The organism is Pseudomonas sp. PMCC200344 (assembly GCF_030053095.1).
In the GTDB taxonomy this organism is placed as follows: Bacteria; Pseudomonadota; Gammaproteobacteria; order Pseudomonadales; family Pseudomonadaceae; genus Aquipseudomonas; species Aquipseudomonas svalbardensis.
The window spans coordinates 104,565-119,236 of sequence record NZ_CP125618.1; the positions used below are offsets into that span (position 1 = coordinate 104,565).

The following is a 14,672-nucleotide window of genomic DNA, read 5'->3' on the forward strand; positions in this document are numbered from 1 at the left end:
CCTTTATGGTTTTCGGTTGCTAGGGTTCTGAGGATAGACCGTGGTGCAAAGTTCACTTGATCTGATAGGTCCTCTTATTTCGTAGGAATTTTGGCTCTGCCATTGAAACTCGGGTATATGCCCTCATTGCATGAATCACGCTTATAGATTCGGCAGGTTTTCGTTTGTAAGAAAAAACCTGCGCCCTCAATTGGAGAAGCAGGCTTATGAAACGACTGTCCGATATCAAGTTCTCGACCCTCGATCTGGTGCCCGTGCGGGAGAACGGCAGCGCGGCCCAGTCGCTGCGCAATTCCCTGGACCTGGCTCAGCACGTCGAAAAATTCGGCTACAACCGTTTCTGGGTTGCCGAACACCACAACATGGACGGCATTGCCAGTTCGGCGACCTCGGTACTGCTTGGCTACCTGGCTGGCGGCACCTCGACCATTCGTGTTGGCTCCGGCGGTGTGATGCTGCCAAACCACGCGCCGCTGGTGATCGCCGAGCAGTTCGGCACGCTCGAAAGTCTGTACCCGGGCCGGATCGACCTGGGCCTGGGCCGTGCACCCGGTTCCGATCAGATGACCGCTCGCGCCTTGCGTCGTGAACGCTCCGGCAGTGCCGACGAGTTCCCGGAAGATGTGACGGAGCTGATGCGCTACCTCGGCCCGCGCACCCCGGACCAGCGGATCATCGCAATGCCAGGCACCGGCACCAATGTCCCGGTCTGGCTGCTGGGCTCCAGCCTGTTCAGTGCACAACTGGCTGGTGAACGCGGTTTGCCCTACGCCTTCGCTTCACATTTCGCACCGCGCTTCATGCATGAGGCCATTCGCGTCTACCGCAATCACTTCAAGCCTTCAGCCGTATTGGATAAGCCCTACGTGATGCTCGGTGTGCCGTTGGTGGCTGCCGACACCGACGAGCAGGCCGATTATCTCGCGACCTCGGTCTATCAGCGGATTCTCGCCCTGATGCGTGGCCAGAGCCTGGTGCAACGTCCGCCGGTAAAAACCATGGACGGCCTGTGGCTGCCTCATGAAAAAGAGGCCGTCGGCGATTTCCTTGGTCTGGCGATGGTTGGCAGTCCGCAGAAAATCCGCGCCAAACTGGAAGTGCTGATCGAGCAGACCCAGGCGGACGAGCTGATTTTTACCTGCGACCTGTACGAACATGCCGATCGCGTGCACTCCTATGAGCTGCTGGCGCAGGTCATGAAGGGCTGACACTCAAATAGCGAGCACAAAAAAGCCGACGTCATTGCGTCGGTTTTTTTAATTTCGAGGGAGTTCAGCCCTGCTTGTAGACGATTTGCTTGGAACCCTTTTCACAGGTGCCGACGACTTTGCCGTCAGCGGCAGCGCCTTTATCGACGATCTCCAGTGAATAATTAGAAATGCCCTTGGCGTCAAGTTTCGCTGTGATTTCGGCTTTCAGCTCTTCGCACGACTTGCCCTGAGCCAGGGCTGTTCCCGCGAGACTCAACAAGCCTAGTGCCAAAATAAAATTCTTCATCGGTCGCATTCCCTGGTCGGATCAATAGGGGCACCCAGCAAGCAGCCGGATTTACATATGTAGCGCTTTGCCATTCCCTATGGCGCTCGGCCAGCGCGCAAGCTCAGAAGATTAGCTCAAACTCAGCTACTGGCAATCCGGAACCCGACTTTGAGCGTCACCTGAAAGTGCGCTGCCTTACCGTCCTTGATGTGCCCGCGGGTTTCGGTCACTTCAAACCATTCCATATATTTGAGGCTTTTGCTGGCCTCGGCCAGTGCGTTGTTGATGGCGTCTTCAATGCTGCTGGTGGACGAGCCGACGAGTTCGACTTTCTTGTAGGTGTGATGGTCAGTCATGGCGTTCTCCTCAGGGTGTGAAATACAGCCTAGCAGTGATTTTTCGTATTACTTCTGTCGGCCAATCCGAAGTGGAAGTTCAGATTTACTGCACTTTCTCGAACCCCTGAAGTCCCAACCAACACACGCAACTCAATCAATGCAGGAGAGCCACCATGGCCAACACCTCTTTACGTAAAGCCTCATTGCAAAGCATGGAAGCCGAGATCGAGAGTCTGCTGAAGTCTTTGGAAAACCTGAAGGACGACGCCTCGGACGAGTCGCGTAAAACGCTGAAGGCCTTGAAAAGCAACGCCGAGAACGCGCTGAAGCATTCGCGCCATCTGCTCAGCGATGCGTACGAAGAAGTCAAAGTCAAAACCCGTGAAACCGGGATTGCCACGCGGGACTACGCCCAGGAACACCCTTGGACGACAGCGGGTGTCGCCGTCGGTGCATTAGGTCTGCTCGCGGCTTATCTGCTGTGCAAACGCGGTGACTAATCCGTCTGGCGCAGCTCGTTTTTGAGCCACTGCGCCAGTTGCCGAGCGCGCCCGTCCGCGGCGCGCTTGGGTAGCCACAACGCCAGTTGCGCCGGGGTTTCACTGAAGCCCCATGGCGCAACCAGGCGACCGGCCTTCAAGTCCTCGGCCACCAGCGGCTCGGGCGCAATCGCCACACCCAGGCCGGCCACTGCGGCCTCCAGCAGATAATACAAATGCTCGAAACCCTGTCCGTACTTCAACGCTTTGGCGTCGAGGTCGCTTTGCTGTGCCCAGCTTGGCCAGGCCTGAGGGCGTGAGGTGGTGTGCAGCAATGGCTCGTTCAGCAGCGCTGTGGGCAGTGCGTTTTGCAGTCGTTCGTAGCCCGCGAATCGCGGGCTCATGACCGGGCCGATCCGTTCGCTCGCCAACTCATAGACTTGCATGTCCGCTGGCCACGGTGGTTCGGCAAACACCAGCAAGGCGTCCAGTCCCGGGCGGCGTGGATCGAGATCACCCTCGCCAGCCGACAGGTGCAGGCGCAGGTCCGGCAGGTCGGTATTCAGCCGTCCCAACCTGGGAATAAACCAGCGTGCCAACAAGCTGCCCGAGCAACCTAGTACGAACGGTGCATCGACGGTGCTTTGGGTCAGCTCTGCACAAACAGTCCGTAAACGCTCGAACGCCTCGCTGCTGGCATCGCGCAAACGAACGCCGGCATCTGTGAGTTTAAGGCCGCGTCCATCCTTGATGAACAGGCTCACGCCCAAGTGTTCTTCAAGCACCTTGAGTTGCCGGCTAACCGCACCATGGGTGACGTGCAGCTGTTCGGCCGCCTTGCTGACACTGTTCAGGCGGGCAGTCGCTTCGAAGGCCCGAAGGGCGTTCAGCGGAGGAAGGTCATGGCTCATGAGATATGTGAGTTTTCCTGACAGGTTGCAGCGATCTTATCGGTTTTCAGCTCAAGGCGTCAGGGGTAGAGTTAAAGCCATTGTCATCCCACGCATTCAACTGGAGCGACCCATGACCCAGACTAATCTGCGCAACGGCCCCGACGCCAACGGCCTGTTTGGCGCGTTCGGCGGCCGTTACGTCGCCGAAACCCTGATGCCGTTGATCCTCGATCTGGCCCGTGAGTATGAATTGGCCAAGGATGATCCTGCATTCAAAGAGGAATTGGCCTACTTCCAGCGCGACTACGTGGGTCGTCCAAGCCCACTGTACTTTGCCGAACGTCTGACAGAGTTTTGCGGCGGCGCAAAGATTTACCTCAAGCGCGAAGAGCTCAACCACACCGGCGCGCACAAGATCAACAACTGCATCGGCCAGATCCTGCTGGCGCGGCGCATGGGCAAGAAACGCATCATCGCCGAGACCGGCGCTGGCATGCACGGCGTGGCGACCGCCACCGTGGCTGCACGTTTTGGCCTCGATTGCGTGATCTACATGGGCACCACTGACATCGAACGTCAGCAGGCCAACGTATTTCGCATGAAGCTGCTGGGCGCCGAAGTGATCCCGGTCGTGGCCGGTACCGGCACCCTGAAAGATGCGATGAACGAAGCCCTGCGTGACTGGGTGACCAACGTCGACAGCACCTTCTACCTGATTGGCACGGTGGCCGGTCCGCACCCTTATCCTGCAATGGTTCGCGACTTCCAGGCCGTTATCGGCAAAGAAACCCGTACTCAACTGCAAGCCCAGGAAGGTCGTCTGCCGGACAGCCTGGTGGCGTGCATCGGTGGCGGCTCCAACGCCATGGGCCTGTTCCACCCGTTCCTCGACGACAAGAGCGTCGAGATCATCGGCGTTGAAGCGGCAGGTTACGGCATCGAAACCGGCAAACACGCAGCCAGCCTGAACGGCGGCGTACCCGGCGTACTGCACGGCAACCGTACCTTCCTGCTGCAGGACGACGATGGTCAGATCATCGACGCTCACTCGATCTCTGCCGGCCTCGACTATCCAGGCATCGGCCCGGAACACGCCTGGTTGCATGACATCGGCCGCGTCCAGTACACCTCGGTAACCGACGACGAAGCCCTCGACGCGTTCCACAAATGCTGCCGTCTGGAAGGGATTATTCCTGCACTGGAAAGCGCCCATGCCCTGGCCGAAGTGTTCAAGCGCGCACCGAACCTGCCGAAGGATCACCTGATGGTGGTCAACCTGTCCGGCCGTGGCGACAAAGACATGCAAACCGTGATGCACCACATGGAACACTCTCAGCAAGAGCAGTCCAAGCAGGAGAAACACTGATGAGCCGCCTGCAAACGCGTTTTGCCGAACTCAAGGAACAGAATCGTGCCGCCCTGGTGACCTTCGTGACCGCTGGCGACCCGAGCTATGACACCTCGCTGGCGATCCTCAAAGGCTTGCCCGGCGCGGGTGCCGACGTGATCGAGTTGGGCATGCCCTTCACCGATCCAATGGCCGATGGCCCGGCAATCCAGCTGGCCAACATCCGCGCCCTCGGCGCCAAGCAGAACCTGGCGAAAACCCTGCAAATGGTTCGCGAGTTCCGTGAAGGCAATACCGAGACGCCGCTGGTGCTGATGGGTTACTTCAACCCGATCCACATGTACGGCGTTCCGCGCTTCATCGCCGATGCGAAAGAGGCCGGTGTTGACGGTCTGATCGTGGTCGACTTGCCGCCCGAGCATAACGGCGAACTGTGCGACCCGGCCCAGGCAGCAGGTTTGGATTTCATCCGTCTGACCACCCCGACGACTGATGATGTACGTCTGCCGACCGTCCTGAACGGCAGCTCAGGCTTCGTTTACTATGTGTCTGTTGCCGGTGTGACCGGTGCGGGTGCGGCGACGCTGGAGCATGTTGAAGAAGCCGTTGCGCGTCTGCGTCGCCATACTGATCTGCCGATCAGCATCGGTTTCGGTATTCGTACCCCAGAGCAGGCGGCGTCCATCGCGCGTCTGGCTGATGGCGTGGTGGTGGGTTCAGCGTTGATTGATCACATCGCCAATGCCGCGACGCCGGATCAGGCGGTTGATGGTGTGTTGAGCCTTTGCTCGGCTCTGGCAGACGGTGTGCGTAAAGCCCGCGCCAGCTGAAGGTAAAGTTCCTGATACAGAGGAATGAGAGCCTCGCGGTACAGACTAAACAGCAAGAGCGAAGGCTTCAGGACTACGTTCTGAAGCCCTTTTTGCTGTATGTGCAGTGAGGAAAGACCCGATGAAAATGCCGAAACGTCTGATTGCCAGCCTGGGTGTGCTGATGCTCAGTGTCACCCCGTTGCTGAGTGCGAGTGCTGATCAGCCGTAGGAACCGGGATCGTTTATGAAACTCTCGAAGGGGTGCTTTGAATAGCAGGTAGGTGTTGAAGGCTTCGCGGATTAGCCGCGAAGCCTGCTGTTTACGGCAGCTCCAACCCGCCCGCAGCCTTGTGCAACTTCCTCAGATGCTCGCCAACCTGCTTCAGGTTGGCTTCATTGGCGGCCATTTCGGCCGCACGGCTCGGTTCGAGCAGCGCTCTCACTTCTTTGTCCAGATCGCCTGTCAGCGCCTGAAGCTGCTTCTGCCGCAGGCTGCTTTCCGATTCCAGACGCTGCCACTCACTCGGCTGCGGCAATCCATAACCACCGGTGCCAAGCAGCTCCGCCGGGCGGCTGAGGAAGCCGCTGTTGGCAAGAATTTGCTGCAAAGTTGCGTTGGCCTTGTCCATGCCGCCGTTCTTCAATTCCCGAGCGCCCAGATAACGTTGCTTTACTTCGTCCTGGGCCAGCACCAATTGTTGGCGGAAGGCTGCCTGCTCCAATAACAGCAAGGCTGCGCTGGTGCGCAAATCGGCTTGGTCGATCCATTGCCGGCGCTCTTCAGCTTTCAGGGAGAGCCAGTCTTCGACCTTTTCCTGCTTGATCGGCAAGTGCTTCTTCAGCACTTCGAACATCGCTTGATAACGATCGCGGAAGGAGTCGAATCGGTAGCCCAGGCGCAGCGCTTCGCGGGGATCGTCCAGCACGCTGGTGTCCGCCAGTCCGCGGCCCTTGAGCACTTCCAGCAAACCGTTGGGCATGATGCTGTCCAATCCGACCAGTTTTGAATTGTTGGTGCTGCTACGCAGTAGCTTCAGGCCCTCTACAGCGCAGTTATTGGACAGGAAGAAGTAGTTGCCGTCGTAACTCCAGTGCATTTCGGCGGCGTGTTCCACCACGTCTTCGATCTCGTTGCGCGACAGGTTCAGCGGCACCGAAGCCAGGCTGCGCAGTTCGGTTTTGGTGTATTCGTCGATCACCTGGGCCAGTGGCAGGACAAACAGGCGTGACGGATATTTGCCCACCAATCCGTCCCAGCTCGACAGCTGCACGTCACCGACGAAGGCGCGGTAGGACAACACCAGATGCTGATCGAGATCCAGTCGACAATCCGGCCCACGGGGGCGGCCGGGTGCACAGATCACCAACCGCAACATGCTGTGACCCCAGCGGCTGACCCAGTTCTGGTTGGCTTCAGCCAGCAGATAGTCGACGGCGTAGACCCGTTCCGGATCGACCTGGCCCAGTGGCGTTTTGGCGAAATCATTGCCGGCATTGAGGAAGGAAAAGGATTTGCCGCAGGTGTCTTTAGCGGCGGGCGCCCAGCCGAAATGTTCTTTGTAGTAGCGGTATAACGCAGGACGGCGACAGGCGTAGGCCGGGTCGAGAAGGAAATACTCCATGTTGACCGCGACGAACTCCTTGGGGCTGCTCGTCTCGTAAATGTCGGGGCTGCGGGCAATTTGCCGGTTGTGCTGTTCGCGCTCGCCACGACGGCCGACATACTGTGGCCAGCCGGCGAGGTCGAGCAGGTGCGGGTCGTCGCTGAGCGTAAAGCGTCGGTCGGACTGGCCGCGGCATTGATCGGGAATGCCAATTAGCCCTGTGCTGCTGTTGCGCCGGGTGCAGCGCTGAATCAGCGTGCGCTCCGCGTCTGGCCACAGGCGCGAGCGATCATAGATGTGGGTGAGTTCGTGTAACACCGTGGCAAGCATTTCGCGGCGCACGGTGCCATGGGGACGATAAGTCTTTTTGGTCGCGGCGTTGCCGTCAGTGAGGCTGGCAAGCAGGTTGCGGTTCAGATCGAGCTCGGACACCAGCGATGCCTGGCCGTAAGCGTTGCTCGGCATGTCATCGGTCCAACCGACGTCGATGCGTCGGTCGAGCTGCTCGATGAACCGCGGCGGCAGCGCCTGCATGGCTTCATCGAGCAACGCCTGACTGGCCTGTTGTTGAGCGGGGCTGAGGCCGTCGGTCTTGAGCCTTAATTGCAAGTCAGCCTGGGCCGTGTTGCCGAGCAGCAACATGACCCCGGCCAACAGCCAGGCGCCTGGCGACCTCACAGTGCGAGGATGGCTTCGGCGAGCACCTGATCACTGGCGTCGCGGGCTTCCGGCACGCGGGTGCGCAACGTGGTGAAGGCCGCTTCCAGGTGCGCGCCACGAATCTCGCCATCGCTGGCGACGAAGCTGGCCGCATCGTCGTGGGCTTCACGAACGATCTTCGAGTCACGGATGGACGTCGTTGTATCGGAAGTGAAATCAAGCGTGCGTTGGGTGGCATTGATGATGATGTTACTGGTGGCGACCAGAGTGTGCGCCTGGGCCACATCGGCCAATAACAGAAGGCCAAGGGCGGCAACAATCAGAGGGCTACGCATGGAACGACTCCGCAAGAACAAGGATAACTATTGGACGAGAATTGTCCGCGCCAGTTCAAGGTCACTGGCATGAAGTTTTGGCTGGGCCCTGCGCAGATAAATCAGGGCGGACTCCAGTTGTGCTCCTCGCACTTGGCCGTCACTGGCGATGAACGCCGCAGCGTCATCGTGTGCCGCGATTAGCAGCTTACGGTCGAAGGGGGCGGAGGTCACCATGCTTGTGGCGTAGCCGGTAGCCACGATGCCTTGTGTAGACAGATTGAAGGCGTCGTAGGCATGGACGGAGCCCACCCAGCAGGCAGCCATGAAAAGCGGAGAGATCAACAGATTTGAAAGAAAACGCATGAGACTCGATAGCTGAAGGCGAGTCGCAAGGCTAGCGCAACGCCCGGTCTAGAGCCAGCGCCGAAACATTGGGACACGGCGGGCGTGTCCCACGTCAGTCATGTCGCTTAGATAGTCAGTATGGCTTGCGCCAGTTGTGCGTCAGTCGCGTTCAGCTGAGGTGCCTGGTGGCGAATATGGTCGAGTGCACTTTCCAGTTTCACGCCACGAATGGCGCCTTCGCTGGCAACGAAGCTGGCGGCGTCGTCACGGGCGGCGCGTACGATTTTGTCATCGCGAAAGGAAGAAGTGACATCGGAGGTCGCATCGGACGTGGCCTTGAGCGCGCCGACGACGGCATCGGTGGTCACGATAAAGCTGGTGGCGTGGGAATTGGCAGCCACGGCAAGCAGGGCTGCAGCGCTGAGCAGACGAAGACGGGACATGGTGAAACTCCTTTGGGAAAACTGATTGAGAGGTGGCGCAGTGTCTGTTGATTCAGACGCCAGTCGTGCAGCGTTCGCCACGTTCCATCTGAATATAGGCCTATGAGTATCGGTTCGCACAGTCTCGTCAGATCAAGCAGGAATTTAGCGCCAGAACGGTTTATCCAATTCGTTGAGACGATCCGCGTGGCTGATGTTCAGGTCTGAGAGTTGCCGGTCATTGAGTTGGCCCAACAAACGCCGGGTTCGAGCCCTTTCAAGGCTGTTGGCGAGGCCTCTCAGCAATCTCCTAACCCAGTGGGAGCGAGGCGTTGATTGAGGCGTGGAAACGGAAACATCCAGTAAGTGATTCATGGCGCGGTCCTTTTGCGGGCAGTTCGGGATTTCATGGTGATCCCGCCCCCACTTTCGCAACAGACACACTGAACTTAAATTGTACTGGTTCAGTTGTTAAATTATCCAAACTGTAATTGTTAGACTGGGTCTCTACTGTATGACCCATGTTGAGGGTCCAAAACGACAAAGCCCGTCGTGGTTTCCCACGACGGGCTTTGTTTTTTCAATTTGGAGTGCTGGCGGTGGACCCGGTGGGTCAGAGCCAGCGACGCTAACTTAGCGCCAGAACGGCTTGCTCAGCTCTTCGTAGCGTTGTGCTTCGCTAATCCCTGCGTCAGCCAGCAGACGCGAATCCAGACGAGCCAGTTGATGGCGGCTGGAGATGCGGCGCTGCCACAGCATCAGGTTGGCGAGAACGCGAAGGGGCGTGGAAGCCTGGGTTTTTACAGCGTTGTCTTCGAAAAACAGCTCGGAACTGAGTGTACGTTCCATGGTTGACATCCTTCCGCTTATGGCGGGATTAGGTAGTGGTTTAACTGATGCCAATGATCCTCTCGTTTGGCCAGTCTCTCTAGATACAGTTCACCTGTATTGTGAGGGACCAGTTAACTGTTAAAGGATGGTGTACTGGTCGAAATTGAGGCAACTGTACTTGTCTGCACTAATATCGTGCGTTATTGGTTGATTGACTCGGAAAGGTAGGCAATTACGGTAGGAAAAGACCGGTACAGCAGTACAGTTTTATTCAGGATTTGGTCTGGCAACAGCAAGCTGACGAAACTGTGTTTGCGTCAGCTGCTATCTGTACCAATTACACCGACAGCATCCGCCCGGTTTCTTCCAGGTTTATGTGCCAGCTCAGGGCATCACGCAGGATATGCGGCGTATGCCCGCCGAGCGCACACGCGGCTGTGAAGTAGTCATCCAGGGCCTGGCGATAGTCCGGGTGCACGCAGTTGTCGATGATGACTCGAGCGCGTTCTCGCGGCGCCAGGCCACGCAAGTCCGCCAGACCGATCTCGGTGACAAGAATGTCGACGTCATGCTCAGTGTGATCAACGTGGCTGACCATCGGTACCACACTGGAAATTGCGCCGCCCTTGGCGATCGACTTGGTCACGAAGATCGCCAAATGCGCATTGCGCGCAAAGTCGCCCGAGCCGCCGATGCCGTTCATCATCCGCGTGCCGCAGATGTGGGTGGAGTTGACGTTGCCGTACAAGTCGAACTCAAGCGCCGTGTTGATGCCGATGATGCCGAGCCGGCGCACGACTTCCGGGTGGTTGGAAATTTCTTGCGGGCGCAGGACCAGTTTGTCCTTGTAGCGCTCAAGGTTGCCGAAAACATCGGTATTGCGACGACTCGACAAGGTGATCGAACTGCCCGAAGCAAAGCTCAGCTTGCCGGCGTCGATCAGGTCGAAGGTCGAGTCCTGAAGCACTTCGGAGTACATCGTCAGGTCTTCGAACGGCGAGTCGATCAGCCCGCACATCACCGAGTTAGCAATGTTGCCAATCCCGGCTTGCAGTGGGCCGAGCTTGTTGGTCATGCGCCCGGCAGCCACTTCCTGCTTGAAGAAGTCGATCAGGTGGTCGGCAATGGCCTGGGTATCAACGTCCGGCGGCAGTAAGTTGGACGGCGAGTCAGACTGATTGGTGATCACGATAGCGACGATCTTTTCCGGCGGAATCGGGATGGCAGTGCTGCCAATGCGATCATCAACCTTGACCAGCGGAATCGGTGTGCGGGTCGGCCGATAGGTCGGGATATAGATGTCGTGCAAACCTTCGAGATTGGGGTTGTGCGCCAGGTTGATCTCGATGATCACCTGTTTGGCGAAAATCGCGAAGCTGGCCGAGTTACCCACCGAAGTGGTCGGCACGATATGGCCCTGCTCGGTGATCGCCACGGCCTCAATCACTGCGATGTCCGGCAATTTGAGCTGCTGGTTGCGCAATTGCTCAACGGTTTCCGAGAGGTGTTGATCAATGAACATCACTTCGCCGGCGTTAATGGCCTTGCGCAGGGTGCTGTCGACCTGGAAGGGCATGCGCCGTGACAATACGCCGGCTTCGGTGAGCTGTTTATCGAGGTCGTTGCCCAGGCTGGCGCCGGTCATCAGCGTGATTTTCAGCGGGGTGATTTTGGCGCGTTCGGCCAATGCGTGGGGCACGGCTTTGGCTTCGCCGGCGCGAGTGAAACCACTCATGCCGACGGTCATGCCGTCCTGAATCAGAGCGGCCGCGTCAGCGGCGCTCATCACTTTATCCAACAACGAAGGCAAGCGAATACGTTCACGGTACATGGATTGTTATCTCGGGCAACGAAAGCAAGGTGTGCAGTCTAGTGATTTCAAAAAAAATCCTCCCGCTACCATGGTCGAATGTAGAGCCCCGATTTAGAGCCTTTGGTCGGTTTTTAGCGGGCAATAAAAAACCCCAGCCTACTAAAGGCTGAGGTTTTGGGTATTGCGTTGGAGCAGGTTTTACTCGATGGCTTTGACCATGTCTTCGATAACTTTCTTGGCGTCGCCGAAGACCATCATGGTTTTGTCCAGGTAGAACAGTTCGTTGTCCAGACCGGCATAGCCGCTGGCCATCGAGCGCTTGTTGACGATCACGGTCTTGGCTTTATAAGCCTCGAGGATGGGCATGCCGGCAATCGGCGATTTAGGATCGTTCTTCGCCGCAGGGTTGACCACGTCGTTGGCGCCGAGCACCAGCACCACGTCGGCCTGGCCGAACTCGGAGTTGATGTCATCCATCTCGAACACTTGCTCGTAAGGCACTTCGGCTTCGGCCAGCAGGACGTTCATGTGCCCTGGCATCCGACCGGCGACCGGGTGGATCGCAAACTTCACGGTGACTCCCCGGTGAGTCAGCTTCTCCGCCAGCTCCATCAGTGAGTGTTGGGCGCGTGCCACCGCCAGGCCATAACCCGGAACGATGATCACGGTGTCGGCGTTGGTCAGCAGGAAGGTCGCATCGTCAGCCGAACCGGATTTCACCGGACGGGCCTCTTTCGAGCCTGCCGGGCCGGTTGCATCTACCGTGTTGCCGAAACCGCCGAGCAATACGTTGAAGAACGAACGGTTCATCGCCTTGCACATGATGTACGAGAGGATCGCACCGGATGAACCCACCAGCGAGCCGGCGATGATCAGCATCGAGTTGTTCAGCGAGAAACCGATACCTGCCGCTGCCCAGCCGGAATAGCTGTTGAGCATCGACACAACCACCGGCATATCTGCGCCGCCGATCGGGATGATGATCAGCACGCCCAGCACGAAGGCCAGAGCCAGCATCAGGGCGAAGGCGCTGAGGTTGCCGGTCAGCATGAAGGTCACGCCGAGGCCCAGTGTCGCCAGGCCCAGCAGCAGGTTCAGCTTGTGCTGGCCGCCGAACTGTACGGGTGCGCCCTGGAACAGGCGGAACTTGTACTTGCCCGAGAGCTTACCGAACGCGATCACCGAACCGGAGAACGTGATTGCACCGATGGCGGCTCCGAGGAACAGCTCCAGGCGGTTACCGGCGGGGATCGCATCACCCAGTTGTTTGACGATACCCAGCGATTGCGGCTCAACCACAGCGGCAATGGCAATGAACACCGCGGCCATACCGATCATGCTATGCATGAAGGCGACCAGTTCAGGCATCTTGGTCATTTCAACGCGTTTGGCCATGATCGACCCGGCGGTACCGCCGACCAACAGACCTACGATGACGTAGCCGATGCCGGCGGTGGCCAACTCGGCGCCCAGCTTATAGACGAGGCCCACGGTGGTGAGGATCGCCAGCGCCATACCGAGCATGCCGTACACATTGCCGCGCCGCGACGTGGTCGGGTGCGACAGGCCCTTAAGAGCCTGGATGAAGCAGATCGACGCGATCAAGTAGAGCGTCGTTACAAGATTCATGCTCATTACTTAGGCGCCTCTTCTTTTACTGCTTTTGGGGCTTTTTTCTTGAACATCTCAAGCATCCTGCGGGTAACCAGGAAGCCACCAAATACGTTCACCGCTGCCAGAGCTACCGCCAGGGTGCCCATGGTTTTGCCCAGAGGCGTGACGGTCAGCGCCGCGGCCAGCATGGCGCCGACGATCACGATCGCCGAAATCGCGTTGGTTACCGCCATCAAAGGCGTGTGCAGTGCAGGTGTCACGTTCCAGACCACGTGATAACCGACATAAATCGCCAGCACGAAGATGATCAGGTTGTAGATACCGGGGGAGATAAGCTCTTCCATCGTCTGAATCCCTGCTTAGGCGTTTTTGCGGATGACTTGGCCGTCGCGGCACATCAGGCACGCGGCGACGATGTCGTCTTCGAGGTTGATCTCGAACTGGCCTTCTTTGTTGAAGACCAGCTTCAGGAAGTCCAGCAGGTTGCGCGCGTACAGTGCCGAAGCGTCTGCCGCGACTGCGCCGGCCAGATTGGTCGGGCCGCAAATGATCACGCCATTCTCGACGACGACCTGATCGGCCACGGTCAGAGGACAGTTACCGCCCTGGGCTGCAGCGAGGTCGATGACCACCGAGCCTGGCTTCATCTGTGCCACGGTTTCCGCGCTCAAAAGCGTCGGTGCCTTGCGGCCCGGGATCAGTGCGGTGGTGATGACGATGTCAGCCTGCTTGGCGCGTTCGTGCACGGCCAAGGCCTGACGTTGCATCCAGCTGGCGGGCATTGGTCGCGCGTAACCGCCGACACCAACGGCGCATTCGCGCTCTTCATCGGTCTCATAAGGCACGTCGACGAACTTGGCGCCGAGGGATTCGATCTGCTCTTTTACTGCAGGACGTACGTCTGACGCTTCGATCACTGCACCCAGACGTTTCGCCGTAGCGATCGCCTGCAAACCGGCTACGCCTGCGCCGAGAATCAGCACACGCGCCGCTTTCACGGTACCCGCAGCGGTCATCAGCATCGGCATGAAGCGAGGATAGTGGTGAGCGGCCAGCAACACGGCTTTATAGCCGGCGATGTTGGCTTGGGAGGACAGCACATCCAGGCTCTGAGCGCGGGAGGTACGCGGCGCGGCTTCCAGCGCAAACGCGGTAATGCCGCACTCAGCCAGCTTGGCAATGGTTTCATTGCTGAACGGGTTGAGCATGCCCACCACAACGGTGCCGCTCTTTATCAGCGTCAGTTCGCTGTCGCTGGGTGCGACCACCTTGAGAATCAGCTCGGCACCAAACGCATCGTTGGCGCTGCCAATAATTGCGCCTGCCGCTTCATAGGCACTGTCGACAACGCTGGCGTTAATGCCGGCGCCGCTTTGCACAGTGACCTTATGACCCTGGCCGATCAGCTTCTTGATGGTTTCCGGGGTTGCAGCAACCCGTGTTTCACCCGTCTGGGTTTCGAGAGGAACACCAATGTGCACGTCAAATCTCCTGCGTGATCTTATTGAGTAAACCCAGGCACTTCGGATGGTGCGGCTGGGGCGGCCGATCAGCACGATCCCGCCAAATCAGGGCGGGGCGCGGCATTTTGCAGGCGAACTTAGTGCCCTTCAAGGGTTTATGACGGGTGACGGAAAATTAACTACAAGTCACCCCGTGACTGAATGTCGCAACTGACCGGTTCAATCCCTTGCAGGCCGTGCCTTGTAAGGATTCT

The 14,672-nt window shown here is 58.4% G+C and carries 17 protein-coding genes; 4 read left to right on the top strand and 13 right to left on the bottom strand.

The genetic code is table 11. The features are described from left to right. Positions 1–206 precede the first annotated feature (206 nt). Entirely contained in the window at positions 207–1,208 is a 1,002-nt protein-coding gene (locus QFW87_RS00510; RefSeq protein WP_154978426.1) for an LLM class flavin-dependent oxidoreductase, read from the top strand. 64 nt (positions 1,209–1,272) lie between these two features. Here the strand turns inward: QFW87_RS00510 and QFW87_RS00515 are convergent, their stop codons facing one another. Both QFW87_RS00515 and QFW87_RS00520 read right to left on the bottom strand, forming a co-directional pair. Beyond that, positions 1,273–1,497 carry a DUF1161 domain-containing protein gene (locus QFW87_RS00515; protein WP_283182408.1) on the bottom strand — a complete coding sequence of 75 codons (225 nt, stop codon included), beginning with the start codon at positions 1,495–1,497 and terminating at the stop codon, positions 1,273–1,275. Positions 1,498–1,619: 122 nt separating this feature from the next. After that, the gene (locus QFW87_RS00520) at positions 1,620–1,835 is read right to left on the bottom strand and encodes a dodecin (protein ID WP_008027736.1); all 216 of its coding nucleotides are present in this window, start codon (positions 1,833–1,835) and stop codon (positions 1,620–1,622) included. A 155-nt stretch (positions 1,836–1,990) separates the two neighbouring features. Between QFW87_RS00520 and QFW87_RS00525 the strand changes: the two genes are divergently transcribed. Continuing rightward, positions 1,991–2,317 carry a DUF883 family protein gene (locus tag QFW87_RS00525; protein ID WP_054047930.1) on the top strand — a complete coding sequence of 109 codons (327 nt, stop codon included), beginning with the start codon at positions 1,991–1,993 and terminating at the stop codon, positions 2,315–2,317. On the opposite strand, the gene QFW87_RS00530 is transcribed toward QFW87_RS00525, so the two are convergent. Further along, positions 2,314–3,207: a LysR family transcriptional regulator gene (locus QFW87_RS00530; protein WP_283182409.1), complete on the bottom strand. Its 894-nt coding sequence runs from the start codon at positions 3,205–3,207 to the stop codon at positions 2,314–2,316. The two genes, QFW87_RS00525 and QFW87_RS00530, sit on opposite strands and share 4 nt — an antisense overlap. A 112-nt stretch (positions 3,208–3,319) precedes the next feature. On the opposite strand from QFW87_RS00530, the gene trpB reads away from it, so the two are divergent. Both trpB and trpA read left to right on the top strand, forming a co-directional pair. Then, positions 3,320–4,555, top strand: coding sequence for a tryptophan synthase subunit beta (trpB, locus tag QFW87_RS00535; protein WP_283182410.1), 1,236 nt, complete (start codon positions 3,320–3,322; stop codon positions 4,553–4,555). Continuing rightward, positions 4,555–5,367, top strand: a complete 813-nt coding sequence (gene trpA, locus QFW87_RS00540) for a tryptophan synthase subunit alpha (protein WP_283182411.1) — start codon at positions 4,555–4,557, stop codon at positions 5,365–5,367. The genes trpB and trpA overlap by 1 nt, the downstream gene beginning before the upstream one ends. A 302-nt stretch (positions 5,368–5,669) precedes the next feature. Here trpA and QFW87_RS00545 read toward each other — a convergent pair whose 3' ends face one another. The 10 genes from QFW87_RS00545 to QFW87_RS00590 all read right to left on the bottom strand — a co-directional run bounded on the left by QFW87_RS00545 (position 5,670) and on the right by QFW87_RS00590 (position 14,436). Further along, positions 5,670–7,631: a DUF4105 domain-containing protein gene (locus QFW87_RS00545; protein ID WP_283182412.1), complete on the bottom strand. Its 1,962-nt coding sequence runs from the start codon at positions 7,629–7,631 to the stop codon at positions 5,670–5,672. Further along, the gene (locus QFW87_RS00550) at positions 7,628–7,948 is read right to left on the bottom strand and encodes a DUF2388 domain-containing protein (protein ID WP_283182413.1); all 321 of its coding nucleotides are present in this window, start codon (positions 7,946–7,948) and stop codon (positions 7,628–7,630) included. Before QFW87_RS00550 ends, QFW87_RS00545 begins: the two co-directional genes overlap by 4 nt. A gap of 27 nt (positions 7,949–7,975) precedes the next feature. Beyond that, a complete protein-coding gene (locus QFW87_RS00555) occupies positions 7,976–8,293 on the bottom strand; it encodes a DUF2388 domain-containing protein (RefSeq protein WP_283182414.1) in 318 nt (105 codons plus the stop codon). A 107-nt stretch (positions 8,294–8,400) separates the two neighbouring features. Continuing rightward, on the bottom strand, positions 8,401–8,718 hold the full coding sequence (locus QFW87_RS00560) for a DUF2388 domain-containing protein (protein WP_008044656.1): 318 nt from the start codon (positions 8,716–8,718) through the stop codon (positions 8,401–8,403). A gap of 144 nt (positions 8,719–8,862) precedes the next feature. Then, positions 8,863–9,072 (bottom strand): DUF1127 domain-containing protein, encoded by a 210-nt coding sequence (locus QFW87_RS00565; RefSeq protein WP_283182415.1) that lies wholly within the window; start codon positions 9,070–9,072, stop codon positions 8,863–8,865. 258 nt (positions 9,073–9,330) lie between these two features. Then, positions 9,331–9,546 (bottom strand): DUF1127 domain-containing protein, encoded by a 216-nt coding sequence (locus QFW87_RS00570; protein ID WP_008154465.1) that lies wholly within the window; start codon positions 9,544–9,546, stop codon positions 9,331–9,333. A 319-nt stretch (positions 9,547–9,865) separates the two neighbouring features. After that, positions 9,866–11,359, bottom strand: a complete 1,494-nt coding sequence (locus tag QFW87_RS00575) for an acetyl-CoA hydrolase/transferase family protein (RefSeq protein ID WP_283189559.1) — start codon at positions 11,357–11,359, stop codon at positions 9,866–9,868. Positions 11,360–11,539: 180 nt separating this feature from the next. Further along, the gene (locus tag QFW87_RS00580; protein WP_283182417.1) at positions 11,540–12,976 is read right to left on the bottom strand and encodes an NAD(P)(+) transhydrogenase (Re/Si-specific) subunit beta; all 1,437 of its coding nucleotides are present in this window, start codon (positions 12,974–12,976) and stop codon (positions 11,540–11,542) included. Then, a complete protein-coding gene (locus QFW87_RS00585; RefSeq protein ID WP_003187010.1) occupies positions 12,976–13,299 on the bottom strand; it encodes an NAD(P) transhydrogenase subunit alpha in 324 nt (107 codons plus the stop codon). Before QFW87_RS00585 ends, QFW87_RS00580 begins: the two co-directional genes overlap by 1 nt. A 15-nt stretch (positions 13,300–13,314) precedes the next feature. Next, positions 13,315–14,436, bottom strand: a complete 1,122-nt coding sequence (locus QFW87_RS00590) for a Re/Si-specific NAD(P)(+) transhydrogenase subunit alpha (RefSeq protein WP_008154472.1) — start codon at positions 14,434–14,436, stop codon at positions 13,315–13,317. Between the last annotated feature and the right edge of the window lie 236 nt (positions 14,437–14,672).

Excerpts from the sequence above, each read along its gene's own strand:
- QFW87_RS00555 (WP_283182414.1), bottom strand. The coding sequence starts at position 8,293 with ATGCGTTTTCTTTCAAATCTGTTGATCTCTCCGCTTTTCATGGCTGCC.
- QFW87_RS00525 (WP_054047930.1), top strand. The coding sequence starts at position 1,991 with ATGGCCAACACCTCTTTACGTAAAGCCTCATTGCAAAGCATGGAAGCC.
- QFW87_RS00520 (WP_008027736.1), bottom strand. The coding sequence starts at position 1,835 with ATGACTGACCATCACACCTACAAGAAAGTCGAACTCGTCGGCTCGTCC.
- QFW87_RS00570 (WP_008154465.1), bottom strand. The coding sequence starts at position 9,546 with ATGGAACGTACACTCAGTTCCGAGCTGTTTTTCGAAGACAACGCTGTA.
- trpA (WP_283182411.1), top strand. The coding sequence starts at position 4,555 with ATGAGCCGCCTGCAAACGCGTTTTGCCGAACTCAAGGAACAGAATCGT.
- trpB (WP_283182410.1), top strand. The coding sequence starts at position 3,320 with ATGACCCAGACTAATCTGCGCAACGGCCCCGACGCCAACGGCCTGTTT.
- QFW87_RS00565 (WP_283182415.1), bottom strand. The coding sequence starts at position 9,072 with ATGAATCACTTACTGGATGTTTCCGTTTCCACGCCTCAATCAACGCCT.
- QFW87_RS00550 (WP_283182413.1), bottom strand. The coding sequence starts at position 7,948 with ATGCGTAGCCCTCTGATTGTTGCCGCCCTTGGCCTTCTGTTATTGGCC.
- QFW87_RS00585 (WP_003187010.1), bottom strand. The coding sequence starts at position 13,299 with ATGGAAGAGCTTATCTCCCCCGGTATCTACAACCTGATCATCTTCGTG.
- QFW87_RS00510 (WP_154978426.1), top strand. The coding sequence starts at position 207 with ATGAAACGACTGTCCGATATCAAGTTCTCGACCCTCGATCTGGTGCCC.
- QFW87_RS00560 (WP_008044656.1), bottom strand. The coding sequence starts at position 8,718 with ATGTCCCGTCTTCGTCTGCTCAGCGCTGCAGCCCTGCTTGCCGTGGCT.
- QFW87_RS00515 (WP_283182408.1), bottom strand. The coding sequence starts at position 1,497 with ATGAAGAATTTTATTTTGGCACTAGGCTTGTTGAGTCTCGCGGGAACA.
- QFW87_RS00580 (WP_283182417.1), bottom strand. The coding sequence starts at position 12,976 with ATGAGCATGAATCTTGTAACGACGCTCTACTTGATCGCGTCGATCTGC.
- QFW87_RS00575 (WP_283189559.1), bottom strand. The coding sequence starts at position 11,359 with ATGTACCGTGAACGTATTCGCTTGCCTTCGTTGTTGGATAAAGTGATG.
- QFW87_RS00530 (WP_283182409.1), bottom strand. The coding sequence starts at position 3,207 with ATGAGCCATGACCTTCCTCCGCTGAACGCCCTTCGGGCCTTCGAAGCG.